Origin of the sequence: Streptomyces sp. NPDC126499 (assembly GCF_040302485.1) — a bacterium.
Taxonomy (GTDB): domain Bacteria; phylum Actinomycetota; class Actinomycetes; order Streptomycetales; family Streptomycetaceae; genus Streptomyces.
This window is the reverse complement of the sequence record NZ_JBEOUO010000011.1, coordinates 228,010-241,720: the sequence shown is the minus strand read 5'-3', so window position 1 is coordinate 241,720 and position 13,711 is coordinate 228,010. Positions and strand designations below refer to the sequence as shown.

Below are 13,711 nucleotides of genomic sequence, written 5' to 3'. Positions count from 1 at the left end.
CCGGTATGGCAGGATTCAGGGCATGAGTTCGCGTACGGCAGGACTGACACGACAGTGGACCACCTGGGGACCGGTCGTCGCGGCCGTGGGCCTCGCGCTCGGCTGGGGGCGCGACCTGCCGGGCTTCGCCGTCGGCCTCATCACGGTCTGCCTCTTCGCCGCCGTGCTCGCCGCCGTCCACCACGCCGAGGTCGTCGCCCACCGCGTCGGCGAGCCCTACGGATCCCTCGTGCTCGCCGTGGCCGTCACCGTCATCGAGGTCGGACTCATCGTCACCCTCATGGCCGGAGGCGGCGACAAGGCCGCCACCTACGCCCGGGACACCGTCTTCGCCGCCGTCATGATCACCTGCAACGGCATCGTCGGCCTCTCCCTCCTCGTGGCCGCGCTCCGCAACCGCGTCGCCGTCTTCAACGCCGAAGGATCCGGCGGCGCGCTCGCCACCGTCTGCACCCTCGCGACCATGACCCTCGTCCTGCCGACGTTCACCACCAGCCACGCCGGCCCCGAGTTCTCCCCGGCCCAGCTGGCCTTCGCCGCCGTCGCCTCGCTCTGCCTCTACGGGGTGTTCGTCGCCGTCCAGACGGTCCGGCACCGCGACTACTTCCTGCCGGTGCCCCGGCCGGCCGCGGCGGACGGCAACCTCGCGGAGAACGAGGACGAGCACGCCGAGCCGCCGACCGCCCGTCAGACCTGGATCAGCCTCGGCCTGCTCGTGCTCGCCCTCGTCGCCGTCGTCGGCAACGCCAAACTCGTCTCGCCCACCATCGAGAACGGCGTCGAGTCCGCCGGCCTGCCCAAGGCCGTCGTCGGCGTCGTCATCGCCCTCATGGTCCTGCTCCCCGAGACCCTCGCCGCCGTCCGCGCGGCCCGCCGGGACCGGATGCAGACCAGCATGAACCTGGCCTACGGCTCGGCCATCGCCAGCATCGGCCTCACGATCCCCTCGATCGCGCTCGCCTCGATCTGGCTCTCCGGCCCGCTCGTCCTCGGCCTGGGCGCCCTCCACATGGTGCTGCTCGTGCTCACCGCCGCGGTGAGCGCCCTGACCGTGGTGCCCGGACGGGCCACGCTCCTCCAGGGCGGCGTCCACCTCTCGATCTTCGCCGCCTTCGTGTTCCTGTCGTTCAGTCCCTGACGGAGGCTCAGTCCCGGACGACCACGATCCTCAGCTCCGGCGAGCGCAGGATGTCCTTCTCGCAGAACCGGGAGGTCACCCAGCGCTCGCCCGCGTACAGCCGGGTCTGGTCACTGTGGTGCGCCGAAGCCGGGTCCGAGGACTGGGAGTACGTCAGCAGGGTGCGGGCCACCGGGCAGCGGCCGCCGTCCCACCCCACCGCCTGCACATGGCTGGTGCCGTGCGCCACCTCCGTGTAACCGCCGCCCGCCGGGTTCCACACGGGCTCGGTCTTGTTCCAGACGCCCAGCGACTCCGTGCCCCCGCTCACCGGGATCCGCGCCCCGTTCCGTACCACGAACTGGTGCTCCCCGAGCGGGGCGTCGAGGGCGATCCCGGCCGCCCGCAGCTCCGCCACCGCGGCCTTCAGGGCGGCGGCGAAGGCGGGGGAGTCCGTGTTGACGGTGTGCGGGGTGCGCACCGGATCCGCCGCGGAGAACGGCACCTTCCACTGGTCGGCCGGCTTCGCCGCCGCCGTGAACTTCCGCCAGAAGCGGTCGAAGAGCAGCGCGCCCCGGCTGCCGGTGTCCATCGTGCGGTCCCAGGCGCCTATCACCCGGCAGGCCTCCGGATCGTCGACGAGCACCGTCGCGCAGGCGCGGGCCGTGTCGGCCGCCGCCATGTCACCGGCCGGAGCCCGGTTCGCGAACTGCTGCCGCTGCAGGTCGGCCACGGTCAGACGGCCCCGCCCGGCCATGGCCGCCACGTCCTCGATCCCGCCACGGGTGCGCAGCGACCGCGGGGTGCCGATGGTGCCGAAGATCCGCTCGTAGCCGGTGAGGGGCCGGTCGGCGTGGGTGAGCCAGGCGCTGTCGTTGGAGTTCGCCAGGTACGGGGCGTCCCGCAGCACCGGCATCCGCGCGGGCCCGAACACCCCGGGCTGCACGGCGTCCGGGTCGGACCCGAGCGCGCAGTCACCGCGCGAGCCGTCGATCACCGCGATGCCCGACGCCGGATAGGTGGCGCGGCCGAGCGGGGTGGAACAGCGCCGGTCCAGGTCGTCGGTGATCCGCGGCAGCACCTGCGCCTGGGTGAACAGGGTGTGCCCGGCGGAGTCGGCGGCGATGGTGTTCACCCACGGCAGCCCCTGGGTGCGGCGCAGCGCGTCGGCCATGTCGCCGGTCGAGCGGGACTTCGCGAAGCCGAGCGCGGTGTCGGAGCCCCGCAGGTTCGCCGCGTTCGGGTCGTTCAGCGCGAAGGCCGTCGTCGCGGTCCACGGGAGCGGCAGCTGCGAGCCGAGCCCGGTGACGACCGGCCCGTACCGGGTCCACCACTGGGTGCGGGTGACCGGGGCGCCGCCCTTGACCGGGACCGTGACCGTGCGCGGGGTCATCTTCTCGGGCCTGCCGTCCACCAGGTACACGGTGGGGTCGGCCGGGTCGAGGGCGAGCTGGTGCAGGTTGAACGGGACGCCGGTGGCGACGGTGTGGCTCCAGGCGACCTTGTCGTTGAAGCCGATGTTGACGACGGTGGTGCCGAGCAAGGAGGCGCCGGAGACGTTCAGCTCGCCGGGGATGGTCTGCTGCGACTGCCAGAAGCGCCGGCCGCCGTGCCAGGGGTAGTGCGGGTTGCCGAGCAGCAGCCCGCGCCCGTTCGCGGTGGTCGAGCCCTGGAAGGCGACCGCGTTGGACCCCATGGTGGCGTTCTCGGCCGCGAGCAGCGCACGGGCCGCCTGGGCCGTACGGGCCGGGTCGGGCAGCCCCGACCCGGACAGCCCGGATCCGCGCGGCCCCGCGCCGCCGGTCCCGCCCGCCGTGGAGGTGCCCTCGGCTCCGCCCGCCGCGGCCGGCGGACGGGCCGCGACGATGCCCTCAACGGCCCGGCCCTGGCCGCCGAGGACGGCGACCGCCCAGCCGCGGCGGGCCACGTCGAGCGCCGTGACCGGCCGCACCCAGGCGGCGCCCGCGCAGGCCGGATCGGTGACCCGGTTCTTCCGCAGCCAGGCGTTGTAGCCGGCCGCCCAGCCGCGCATCAGCTCTGCCAGCTGCCGGCTCGGCCCGGCCGGGGCGGGCCGGGCCAGCACCGCCTCGACCGTCCCCGCCTCCTTCACCCCGCGGAAGAACAGATCACTGGACAGGTTGCTCGTCGCCGAGGACAGCGAGCCGTCGGGTGCCGCGTCCGGGCCGAAATGGCGCGAGCGCTCGCCGTTCACCGTCACGAACCCGTCGGCCAGCACGCAGACCTGGTCCGCGGCCTGCGCCCAGCCGGTGCCGAAGCCGAGGCTCGCGTAGTCCTTGCCGACGATGTGCGGGATGCCGTACTCGGTGTACCGGATGACGGCCGACAGGCCCCGGTCCGAGGGGCGGTGGGTCCGGTCGGCCGGGTCCGCCACGGCCGCCGCCGGCAGCGAGGCGGTGACCGTGAGGAGGGCGGCGCCGACGAGCGCCGGCCGCCTCAGCCGGGCGGGGAAGAAGGTGCGGAAGTGCAACGTGCCTCCCAACGAGCATGTCTGTCATGCGGGTTGGGGCCATGCACTCAGCTGAGCGCTTGCTTTGTCAACATGCCGTTCGGTATCCGAGGCCCGCACGGGTCGGCGCGGGTCGATACGGGTGCGCGGTCGCCGACGGCGCTCCGCCCGTCCGGCACGCGCCCTCCGGGTACTTGACCGTTCCGCCCGCCCCCACGGAGGATCACCAGCCATGGACCGAGTACCGCGCAGACTGCTCACCCGTACCGTCGACGGTGTGCTGCGCATGAGCGCCCAGCGCGTCCCCGACCGGATCGCCGTGCGCTACGCGGACCGGACCTGGACCTACGCCGAACTGGACGCCGCCGTCACGACCGCCGCGGCCGTGCTGCGCGAGCGCTGGGGCCTGGACGAGTACGCCCGCGTGGCGACGTACGGGCACAACTCCGACGCCTACCTGATCGCCTTCCTGGCCTGCGCCCGCGCGGGCCTGATCCACGTGCCGGTCAACCACCACCTCACCGGCGACGACCTCACGTACATCCTGGAGCAGTCGGGCAGTGCGCTCGTCCTCGCCGACCCGGCCCTCGCCGGGCGCGTCCCCGACGGCTTCACCGTGCGGCCGCTGCGGGACGCCCCCGGGTCGCTCCTCACGGAGGTCACCGACCGCCCCGACACGTACGACACCGACCACGACGCCCGCGATCTGGTCCAGCTGCTCTACACCTCGGGCACCACCGCCCTGCCCAAGGGCGCGATGATGACCCACCGGGCGCTCGTCCACGAGTACGCGAGCGCGATCGAGGCCCTCGACCTGCACGAGGACGACCGGCCGGTGCACTCGCTGCCGCTGTACCACTCGGCGCAGACGCACGTCTTCCTGCTGCCGTATCTCGCGGTCGGCGCGGAGAACACCATCGTCGACGGGCCCGATCCCGTGCTCCTCCTCGACCTCGTCGCGACGGGCCGCTGCGACAGCCTGTTCGCCCCGCCCACCGTGTGGATCGGACTCGCGAACCACCCCGACTTCGCCGACCGCGACCTCTCCGCGCTGCGCAAGGCCTACTACGGCGCCTCGATCATGCCCGTGCCGGTCCTGGAGCGGCTGCGCTCCCGCCTGCCGTCCCTGCGCTTCTACAACTGCTTCGGACAGTCGGAGATCGGCCCGCTCGCCACCGTCCTCGGCCCCGACGAGCACGAGGGCCGGATGGACTCCTGCGGACGCCCCGTCCGGTACGTCGAGGCGAAGGTCGTGGACGAGGACGGCAGGGACGTGCCGGACGGCACCCCCGGCGAAGTCGTCTACCGTTCCCCGCAGTTGTGCGCCGGCTACTGGGACAAGCCGGACGAGACCAAGGAGGCGTTCCGAGGCGGCTGGTTCCGCTCGGGCGACCTCGCCGTGCGCGACGCGGAGGGCTACTTCACCGTCGTCGACCGGGTCAAGGACGTCATCAACTCCGGCGGCGTCCTCGTCGCCTCCCGGCAGGTCGAGGACGCGCTCTACACCCATCCGGCCGTCGCCGAGACGGCCGTCGTCGGCCTCCCCGACGCGCGCTGGATCGAGGCGGTCACCGCCTTCGTCGTCCCCCGCGGCGAGGTCACCGAGGCCGAGCTCCTCGCCCACGCGCGCGACCGCCTCGCCCACTTCAAGGCACCGAAGCGGGTGTTCCTCGTGGAGTCGCTGCCCCGCAACGCCAGCGGCAAGATCCTCAAGCGGGAGCTGCGGGACCGCTTCGGCGCCTCCTGAGCTCAGCCCTGGCTCTTGTCCTCCATCATGCAGAGAATGTTGCCCTCACTGTCCTTGAACCAGCTGCCCCGCAGGGTGTCCGTCTCGACGACGCCGTCGACCGTCTTCAGATCCGGAAGGTCGTACTGCTCGAACGTCACGCCCTTCTCGCGCAGCTCCGACATGGACGCGTCGAGATCGTCGACCTTGAAGCTGGCCAGGGTGTGCTGGGCCTGGCCGCCATAGGGGGTCTCGTAGAGACCGAGGATCGAGCCGCCGCCCTCCAGCCGGGTGTCCTCGGGAGACTCCTTCGTCAGGGTGAATCCCAGGGTCTCGGTGTAGAAGCGCTTCGCCCGGTCCAGATCCTTGGCCGGAATGATCGCGGCCACGGGAGAGTCCGCCAGCATCGCAACCACCTCCTCCTTCCAGGCTACGCAGCGGGCGTGCTCAGTGCTCGCCCCGCAGGTCCACGATCCGCCGGATCTTGCCCACGCTCCGCTCCAGGCTCTCCGGGTCGACCACCTCGACCGCGACCGAGACGCCGATCCCGTCCTTGACCGCCGCCGCGATCGCCCGGGCCGCCTCCTCGCGCTGCTCCGGCGTCGCCCCCGGGCGCGCCTCGGCCCGTACGGTCAGGGCGTCGAGACGGCCCTCGCGGGTCAGCCGCAGCTGGAAGTGCGGCGCCACGGCGGGTGTGCGCAGGACGATCTCCTCGATCTGGGTGGGGAAGAGGTTCACCCCGCGCACGATCACCATGTCGTCGCTGCGGCCCGTGACCTTCTCCATGCGCCGGAAGACCCGTGCCGTCCCGGGCAGCAGCCGGGTCAGGTCGCGGGTGCGGTAGCGCACCACCGGCATGGCCTCCTTGGTCAGGGACGTGAAGACCAGCTCCCCCTCCTCCCCGTCCGGCAGCACCTCGCCGGTGACCGGGTCCACGATCTCGGGAAGGAAATGGTCCTCCCAGATGTGGAGGCCGTCCTTGGTCTCCACGCACTCCTGCGCCACACCCGGCCCGATCACCTCCGAGAGCCCGTAGATGTCGACCGCGTCGAGCGCGAACCGCTCCTCGATCTCCCGGCGCATCTCCTCCGTCCACGGCTCGGCGCCGAACACGCCGACCTTCAGGGAGGTGCCGCGCGGGTCGATGCCCTGGCGCTCGAACTCGTCGAGCAGCGTGAGCATGTACGAGGGCGTCACCATGATGACCTCGGGCCGGAAGTCCTGGATCAGCCGCACCTGCCGGGCGGTCATGCCGCCGGAGGCGGGGATCACCGTGCAGCCGAGCCGCTCGGCGCCGTAGTGCGCGCCGAGGCCGCCGGTGAAGAGCCCGTACCCGTACGCCACGTGCACCTTGTGGCCCGGACGGACGCCGGCCGCGCGCAGCGAGCGGGCCACCACGTCCGCCCAGGTGTCGAGGTCCCGCTCGGTGTAGCCGACGACGGTCGGCCGCCCGGTCGTCCCACTGGAGGCGTGGATGCGGCGGATCTCGGACGGGTCGACCGCGAACATCCCGAACGGGTAGTGCTCGCGCAGATCCGCCTTGGCGGTGAAGGGGAACCGGGCCAGGTCGGCGAGCGCGCCGCAGTCCTCCGGGCGGACGCCCGCCGCGTCGAAGGAGCGCCGGTAGAACGCCACGTTCTCGTACGCGTGCCGCAGGGTGGCGCGCAGCCGCTCCAGCTGGAGGGCCTCCAGCTCGTCGCGTCCGAGCCGTTCGCCCGCGTCCAGCAGGTCGTCCATGCGCCGCTCCGCTCCCTCCGCCCGCCCCACCGGGCGACCGATCATTCGGTTGATCCATTGCGGCCCAGTTAAACCGGGACGCCCCCCGTCCTGGCAAGAGGGCGGCGCCGGTTTTCCCGACTCGGCAGGGGACACGAGACGACGCCACGGCGCGCTCCTCTCTTCGGGTGCCATTGCCCGCCCGGGCGCGGCACCCGCACCGGGGGAGGGAAGAGGACGACGATGAGGCCGTCCGGCTTCCCCTGCCCGCCCCCGGACGAATGGACCGTCATGTCCGACAGCGCGCTCCGCACCTCAGCGGCGGTGGCCCGATGACCACGACCACGAACCCCGAGACCCCCGACGACACGGCCGGACCCCAGGTCCACTTCTGGGCCGTCCCCGACCTCACCGGCCTGGAATTCGACCCCCTCCTCGCCAAGCTCCTCCACGAGGACCCCGTCACCCGCGTCCGCCTCCCGCACGGCGAGGGCCACGCCTGGCTCGTCACCCGCTACGAGGACGTCAAGTTCGTCTCCGTCGACCCCCGCTTCAGCCGCCAGGCCGTCTACGGACGCTCCATCACGCGGCTCGCGCCCCACTTCATCCCCATGGAAGGGGCCGTCGGCTTCGCCGACCCGCCCGACCACACCCGGATGCGCCGCGTCGTCGCCCGCGCCTTCAGCGCCCGCGCCCTGCGCTCCCTGCGCGACCACGCCCAGGACGTCATGGACCGGCTCCTCGACCGGCTGGAGGAACACGGCCCGCCCGCCGACCTCATGGACCTGGTCAACCGGCCCTTCCCGCTCGCCATGGTCAGCGAGCTCATGGGCGTCCCCGAGGGCGACCAGCCCCTCATGGCGCAGTGGTCCGACACCATCATCTCCGCCGGCGCCGGACGCGAGGCCAGCGAGAAGGCCAAGGCCGAGATGGCCCGCTACTTCACCGAACTCATCGGACGCAGCCACGGCACCGGCAAGGAGTTCCTCGCCGCCGTCCTCGCCGACGCCGTCGACGACACCACCCTCGACGAGCAGGAGGCCGTCGGCCTCGCCGTCCTCATCCAGATCGGCGGCGCCCACGCCGTCCGCAACAACAGCGCCAACATGGTCTACGCCCTGCTCACCCACCCCGAGCACCTGGCCCGGCTGCGCTCCGAACCCGCACTCCTCCCGCGGGCCGTGGACGAACTGCTCCGCTACATCCCCCACCGCAACGCCGTCGGCCTCTCCCGGATCGCCCTGGAGGACGTCGAGGTCGGCGGCGTCACCATCCCCGCGGGCGACCCCGTCTACGTCTCCTACCTCACCGCCAACCGCGACCCGTCCGTCTTCCCCGACCCGGAGAAGCTCGACTTCGACCGCGGCCACAACCCGCACGTCGCCTTCGGACACGGCCCGCACTACTGCCCCGGCTCCGCCCTCGCCCGCATCGAGTCCGAGATCCTCCTCGACTCCCTGTGGACCCGCTTCCCCGACCTCAGGCTGGCCGTCCCCGAGGAGGAGATCCGCTGGCAGCGCGGCGCCCTCATCCGCGGCCCCGAGACCCTGCCCGTCACCTGGTGAGAGGACCCGCGACCCCGTGACCGCCACCGCCATCGGACCGGGCGGCGGCCTCATCGTGCCGCCCGGACACGGCAAGACCCTGACCACCGCCGCCCAGCACGTCACCTTCAAGGTGACCGGCGAGCACACCCGTACCGCCTCCACCTTCGAGGTCGTCGTCCCGCCCGGATTCGACGTCGGCGCCCACGCCCACGGGCACAGCGAGGAACTCTTCTACGTCCTCGAAGGCGAGCTCGACGTCCTCGCCTTCGAACCGCTGGTCCGCACCCCCGACAGCTGGCGCGCCTGGGAGTCCGCCTCCGGGCAGCGGGCCGTACGGGCCACCGCCGGCACCCTCATGCTGGTCCCGCCCGGCTGCCCGCACGCCTTCGCCAACCCCACCGGCGAGCCCGTCCGCATGCTCTTCCAGGCGTCACCGCCGCCCGACCACGAGCGGTACTTCGAGGAGCTCATGGAGATCCTCGGCTCCGGCGGCCCCGTCGACCACGAGGCCATCGAGCGGCTCCGCCGCCGCTACGACATCGAACAGATCACCCCCCTCCGGCACGACGCCGGAGCCCGCCAGGAGACGACGCCCGCCCCATGACCCCACCCGAGCGGCCCGGCCCCGTCGTCCACGACTGGGCCATGGTCCCGCTGCCCGCCACGGAGTTCGACCCCCTGCCGTACCGGCTCCTCCACGAGGAGCCGGTCGCCCGCATCCGGCTGCCGCACGGCGAGGGCCACGCCTGGCTCGTCACCCGCTACGAGGACGTCAAACGGATCGCGTCCGACCCGCGCATGAGCCGGGCACTCACCGTCGGCCGGCCGATCACCAGCACCACCCCGCACACCCTCGCCCCGGCCGGCGGCGTCGGCCGCGCCGACCCGCCCGACCACACCCGGCTGCGCAAACTCATCGCCCCCACCTTCGGCCGCCGCCGCACCAGGGCCCTGCGCGCGCACACCGCCCGCGTCGCCGACGGTCTCGCCCTGCGCACCCTCGACCACGGCCCGCCCGCCGACCTCACCGAGACCTTCATCGGCCCCCTGTCGGCCGGCGTGGTCGCCGAACTCCTCGGCGTACCCGCCGCCGACCTCGACCGCGTCCAGGACTGGCGCGCCCGGCTCCTGCGCCACGACACCACCGCCGCCGACGGCGACACCGTCAAGAAGGACATCGCCGGCTACTTCGCCGACCTCGCCCGGCACCGCGCCGCACACCCCGCCGACGACCTGATCAGCGAACTCGCCGCCGCCCGTACCGCCGGCAAGATCAGCACCCCCGAACTGGTCTCCCTTGCGGTGATGCTCACCCTCAACGGCCTCGACGCCGTCCGCAACATCGTCTCCACCATGGTGTACGTGCTCCTCGTCCACCCCGACCAGACGGCGAAGCTCCGCGCCGACCCCGACGGCCTGCCCCGCGCCGTCGACGAACTGCTCCGCTACATCCCGCAGCGGGGCGGCGTCGGCATGCCCAGGGTCGCCACCGCCGACCTCGACGTCGGCGGGGTCACCATCCGCGAGGGCGAGGCGGTGTACGTGTTCTACCCGGCCGCCAATCGCGACCCCGCCGTCTTCACCGACCCCGACCGCCTCGACCTCACCCGCGACGAGGCCCCCCACCTCGCCTTCGGCCACGGCGCGCACTACTGCGCCGGGGCCCAGCTCGCCCGCATGGAGGCCGAGGTCATGCTCGCCACCCTGCTCGCCCGCTTCCCCGGCCTCGCGCTCGCCGTCCCGCCCGAGCGGCTCGTCTGGCGCACCGGCTCCGTCAACCGCGGACCGGAGACCCTGCCCGTCACCTGGTAAATCCGCTGGCGCCACGGCCCCGGCCGGTGCTGGGGTGGGGGCCATGGACCTCACCTCACTGCGCACCCGCTACGACCGGCAGCTCCGCATCGGCGCCCGCCCCGACGGGCCGGGCGCCCGGGTCGAACGCGACGGCCTCGTCGTCCGCCAGACCGGGCCCGCGCACGGCTGGAACGGCGTCCTGTGGTCGGGGCTCGGCCCGTACGACGCCGACGCGGCCATCGCCGCCCAGATCCGCCACTTCCGGGCCGCCGGCCGCACCTTCGAATGGAAGCTCCACGGCCACGACGGCCCCGCCGACCTCGCCGCCCGCCTCCTCGCCGCCGGCTTCACCCCCGAGGAGGAGGAGACCGTGATGGTCGCCGAGGCGACCGCCCTGCCGGTGCACGAGGGCCTTCCCGAAGGTGTGGAGATACGACCGGTCACCGACGAGACCGGCGTACGGATGGTGGTCGAGGTCCACGAGCGGGCCTTCGGCACCGACTCCTCCGCCCTCGGCCGCCGCCTCCTCGACCAGCTCGCCGCCGCCCCCGGCACGGTCGCCGCCGTCGTCGCCCTCGCCCACGGCGAACCCGTCAGCGCCGCCCGCCTCGACCTCCAGCCCGGCACCGACTTCGCCGGCCTCTACGGCGGCGGCACCGTCGCACCCTGGCGCGGCCGCGGCCTCTACCGCGCCCTCGTCACCCACCGCGCCCACCTCGCCGCCGCCCGCGGCTACCCCTACCTCCAGGTCGACGCGGCCCCGACCAGCCGCCCGATCCTTGCGCGGCTGGGGTTCGAGGAACTGACGACGACGACGCCGTACGTGTACGAGGCCGGGGCGGCGGCAGGCTGAGGACTAACGGGCCCAGTGCCCCGGGCGCTCGAAGCCCTCCGGCAGGCGGGTGGACGCGTCGCCGCGGGCGGAGTTCAGCTGGGGCTGGGTGAGGAACAGGGCGCCGGTCAGGTCCGCGCCCGAGAGGTCGGCGTCCCTGAGGTCCGCGCCGATCAGGTCGGTCAGGGAGAGGTCCGCGCCGGTGAGGTCGGCCGCGATCAGGAGGGCGCCGCGCAGGTCGGCGCCCCGCAGCTTCGCCCCGCGCAGGCGCGCCCCGATCAGGTCGGCGCCCCGCCGGCTCTTCGGCCTGCCGCCGGCCGCCGCGCGGACCAGCGAGCTGCTTTCCAGGAGCAGCGCGTTCACCTCGGCCCGCACCGGGCCGACGTCCAGCCGCTCCAGATCGGCAGGCTCGCCCCCGGTCAGCTCCGTCACTCGGGCCAGCGCCCCGTCGAGGTCCCGGTGCAGCGGGCGGGTGGCGGCGTGGGCGCGCGCCTCGGTGAGGTAGCGCAGCAGCTCGTACAGCTGGCGCATCACCGGGAACACCTCGTACATCTGCCGTGCGCTGCCCGGAGCGTCCCGCCAGGACACGCCGCCGAAGGTGACCTGCGAGACCTGCTGGCCCGCGCCGAAGCAGTCGTACACGGTGCAGCCGGGAAAGCCGCTGTCCCGCAGCCGGGTGTGGATGCCGCAGCGGAAGTCCTCCTGGAGGTTCCGGCACGCCTGGCCGGAGGACTTGTTCACGGCGAAGTCCTGGGACTTGGCGAAGGGCAGCGCCACACAGCACAGCCCGAAGCAGTTCGCGCAGTCACCGCGCAGCTCGACCGGGAGGTTCTCGGCCTGACGGGTCTCGGACACGGTGAAACGGGTTCCTTAGCTGGTGGCGGCGGAAGGCGTCGGCGGACATCCCACCGTATCGCGCTCTCGGCGAACCCCATTGCCGCGCCCTTCCGCCCGCGTCCATGATCGACGGCATGCCTCAGTTCAGGACGTACGACGGAACCGGCCTCTCCTATCGGACCCTCGGGACGGGAGAGCCCCTGCTCGTCCTGCCCGGCGGCCCCCTGCGTGACGCCTCCTACCTCGGCGACCTCGGAGGACTGACCGCCCACCGCGCCCTGATCGTGCTCGACCCACGCGGCACCGGCGGCAGCGACGTCCCCGCCGACCCCGCGAGCTACCGCTGCGACCGCCAGGTCGCCGACGTCGAGGCGTTGCGTGCCCACCTCGGTCTCGACCGGATCGACCTCCTCGGCCACTCCGCGGGCGGCAACCTCGCCCTCCTGTACGCCGCGGCCCACCCCCAGCGGGTCCGCTCGCTCGTCCTGGTCACCCCGGGCGGCCGGGCGGTCGGCATCAGCTCCACCGACGAGGAGTGGGACGAGGCCGCCGAGGTGCACGCCGGCGAGCCCTGGTACGCCGAAGCGCGGGCGGCCCTGGACGCGGCCGGCCCCGACACCCCGATGCCGGAGGTCATGACCCTCGCGATGCCCTTCGCGTACGGCCGCTGGGACGAGACCGCGCAGGCGCACGCCGCCGGTCTCCAGGAGCAGACCAACTGGGCCGCCGCGCGCGCCTTCTACGGCGAGGGCGCCTTCGATCCCGAGGCCACCCGGCGGGCGCTGCGGGAGCTGACCGCCCCGGTCCTCGTCCTCGCGGGCGGGTACGACGGCGGACCGACGCCCGCGAAGGCCGCCGAGATCGCCGCCTGCTTCCCGCACGCCGAACTCGTCGTCCAGCCGGCCGCCGGGCACTTCCCGTGGGTCGACGACCCGGGGGCGTTCGTGCGCCCGGTCGCCGCCTTCCTGGACCCGGACGTCCGTACCGTCACCGTCGGCGGGGTCCGCCTCGCCTACCGGGTCACCGGCCCGGAGGACGCCCCGCCGGTGGTGCTCGTGCACGGCCGGGGCGGCGACGGCACCGACTGGAGCGTGATCGCGGCGGAGCTGTCGGCCGACCGCCGGGTGTACGCGCCCGACCTGCGCGGCCACGGGCTGAGCGACCGGCCGGGCGGCTACGGCTTCGACGACTTCCGCGACGAGATCGGCGGCTTCCTGAAGGCCCTCGGCCTGACCGGTGCCACGGTCGTCGCCCACTCGATGGGCGGGGCGGCCGCGTATCTGCTCGCCCAGCGCCAGCCGGCACTGATCGGCCGGCTGGTCCTGGAGGACGCCCCGGTGTTCTTCCCGCTGGACCCGCCGCGCGGCCCTGCAGAGCCTCCGGACGGGCCGCTCGCCTTCGACTGGGCGGTGATCGCCGCGACCGACGCCCAGCTGAACGAGCCCGACCCGGCCTGGCGCGACGACCTGCCCGCGATCACCGCACCCACCCTGCTCGTCGGCGGCGGCGCGACCAGCCACCTGCCGCAGGAGCACCTCGCCTGGATGGCCGGACGCCTTCCGGACGCCCGGCTCGTCACGATCGACACGGGCCACCTGGTCCACGAGACCCGGCCCGCCGAGTTCCTCGCGGCGCTGCGGGAGTTCGGGGTCTAGCGATGCGATCCGGCTCCGGG

Annotated in this window: 11 protein-coding genes; 7 read left to right on the top strand and 4 right to left on the bottom strand. The window is 73.6% G+C overall.

The features are described 5' to 3' along the window. Positions 1 to 22: 22 nt before the first annotated feature. A complete protein-coding gene (locus ABTZ91_RS19120; RefSeq protein WP_352078338.1) occupies positions 23 to 1,138 on the top strand; it encodes an ionic transporter y4hA in 1,116 nt (371 codons plus the stop codon). Between the two features lie 7 nt (positions 1,139 to 1,145). On the opposite strand, the gene ABTZ91_RS19115 is transcribed toward ABTZ91_RS19120, so the two are convergent. Further along, the gene (locus ABTZ91_RS19115; RefSeq protein WP_352078337.1) at positions 1,146 to 3,605 is read right to left on the bottom strand and encodes a penicillin acylase family protein; all 2,460 of its coding nucleotides are present in this window, start codon (positions 3,603 to 3,605) and stop codon (positions 1,146 to 1,148) included. A gap of 211 nt (positions 3,606 to 3,816) precedes the next feature. Here ABTZ91_RS19115 and ABTZ91_RS19110 point away from each other — a divergent pair, with 211 nt between their 5' ends. After that, the gene (locus ABTZ91_RS19110; RefSeq protein WP_352078336.1) at positions 3,817 to 5,331 is read left to right on the top strand and encodes a fatty acyl-CoA synthetase; all 1,515 of its coding nucleotides are present in this window, start codon (positions 3,817 to 3,819) and stop codon (positions 5,329 to 5,331) included. A 2-nt stretch (positions 5,332 to 5,333) separates the two neighbouring features. Here the strand turns inward: ABTZ91_RS19110 and ABTZ91_RS19105 are convergent, their stop codons facing one another. Continuing rightward, a complete protein-coding gene (locus ABTZ91_RS19105; protein ID WP_352078335.1) occupies positions 5,334 to 5,717 on the bottom strand; it encodes a VOC family protein in 384 nt (127 codons plus the stop codon). A gap of 40 nt (positions 5,718 to 5,757) precedes the next feature. After that, the gene (gene paaK, locus ABTZ91_RS19100) at positions 5,758 to 7,047 is read right to left on the bottom strand and encodes a phenylacetate--CoA ligase PaaK (RefSeq protein WP_352078334.1); all 1,290 of its coding nucleotides are present in this window, start codon (positions 7,045 to 7,047) and stop codon (positions 5,758 to 5,760) included. Between the two features lie 311 nt (positions 7,048 to 7,358). On the opposite strand from paaK, the gene ABTZ91_RS19095 reads away from it, so the two are divergent. From ABTZ91_RS19095 to ABTZ91_RS19080, 4 genes are read left to right on the top strand one after another with little or no spacing between them, the layout of a single operon-like run. After that, entirely contained in the window at positions 7,359 to 8,591 is a 1,233-nt protein-coding gene (locus ABTZ91_RS19095) for a cytochrome P450 (RefSeq protein ID WP_352078333.1), read from the top strand. Between the two features lie 16 nt (positions 8,592 to 8,607). Then, the gene (locus ABTZ91_RS19090) at positions 8,608 to 9,177 is read left to right on the top strand and encodes a cupin domain-containing protein (protein WP_352078332.1); all 570 of its coding nucleotides are present in this window, start codon (positions 8,608 to 8,610) and stop codon (positions 9,175 to 9,177) included. Continuing rightward, positions 9,174 to 10,385 (top strand): cytochrome P450, encoded by a 1,212-nt coding sequence (locus ABTZ91_RS19085; protein WP_352078331.1) that lies wholly within the window; start codon positions 9,174 to 9,176, stop codon positions 10,383 to 10,385. Before ABTZ91_RS19090 ends, ABTZ91_RS19085 begins: the two co-directional genes overlap by 4 nt. A gap of 43 nt (positions 10,386 to 10,428) precedes the next feature. Beyond that, the gene (locus tag ABTZ91_RS19080) at positions 10,429 to 11,220 is read left to right on the top strand and encodes a GNAT family N-acetyltransferase (protein WP_352078330.1); all 792 of its coding nucleotides are present in this window, start codon (positions 10,429 to 10,431) and stop codon (positions 11,218 to 11,220) included. A gap of 3 nt (positions 11,221 to 11,223) precedes the next feature. Here ABTZ91_RS19080 and ABTZ91_RS19075 read toward each other — a convergent pair whose 3' ends face one another. Next, a complete protein-coding gene (locus ABTZ91_RS19075; RefSeq protein ID WP_352078329.1) occupies positions 11,224 to 12,054 on the bottom strand; it encodes a pentapeptide repeat-containing protein in 831 nt (276 codons plus the stop codon). Between the two features lie 116 nt (positions 12,055 to 12,170). On the opposite strand from ABTZ91_RS19075, the gene ABTZ91_RS19070 reads away from it, so the two are divergent. Continuing rightward, the gene (locus tag ABTZ91_RS19070; protein ID WP_352078328.1) at positions 12,171 to 13,691 is read left to right on the top strand and encodes an alpha/beta hydrolase; all 1,521 of its coding nucleotides are present in this window, start codon (positions 12,171 to 12,173) and stop codon (positions 13,689 to 13,691) included. The last annotated feature ends 20 nt before the right edge of the window (positions 13,692 to 13,711 follow it).